Annotated in this window: 1 protein-coding gene; it reads left to right on the top strand. The window is 48.4% G+C overall.

Annotated features, from left to right (window positions below; genetic code table 11):
• Positions 1 to 214: 214 nt before the first annotated feature.
• On the top strand, positions 215 to 676 hold a 462-nt coding region (locus V7D78_RS17055; RefSeq protein ID WP_333609652.1), incomplete at its 3' end, for a type I restriction endonuclease.

Below are 676 nucleotides of genomic sequence, written 5' to 3'. Positions count from 1 at the left end.
AGACTTACTGCAAATGTTGATTACATCATTAATTGCAGAAGATGATTATTCAGACGAATTAAAATTAAGGTTGCTCGATGCACTTGGTGGCTTATAGCACGGGTAAATCGTCATTCATTACTGATAAACGTGTAAACGCTAAAGACTTGATTTTAAAGCTACAACAAGGTATCAAACATAGTTTGCAGCAAGTTGGCTGATTTAGGGACGATCCATGACAGAAGACCAATTAGAACAGGAAGTACTAGGCTGGTTAGCCGATATTGGCTACACGCCGGTTAATGGCTATGACATTGCCCCTGATGGCCCTGCGGCCGAGCGTGCCGATTACATGCAGCCTTTGCTGCTTGAACGCCTAAAAGCGGCCATTGCCCGCTTAAACCCCACCATTCCCCTGGTTGCTCAGAACGATGCCCGGGCGCAAATAAAAGAGCTGGGCATACCGGCGCTGTTATCCGCCAACCGACGTTTTCATAACCTGCTGCTGGGCGGTGTGCCGGTGCAGTACCAAAAAGACGGCGAAACCCGCGGCGATTTTGTAAAGCTGATTGACTGGGAAAACAGCCCCGGCAGCAATGAGTTTTTGGCGGTTAACCAATACACCTTAAAAGGCCCCAAGCAAAGCCGCCGGCCCGACATTATTCTATTTATAAACGGCCTGCCCCTGGTGCTGATT

Origin of the sequence: Arsukibacterium sp. (genome assembly GCF_036735525.1) — a bacterium.
Taxonomy (GTDB): domain Bacteria; phylum Pseudomonadota; class Gammaproteobacteria; order Enterobacterales; family Alteromonadaceae; genus Alishewanella.
The sequence above is the reverse complement of the archived record's forward strand: the minus strand, read 5'-3'. Positions and strand labels throughout refer to the sequence as shown.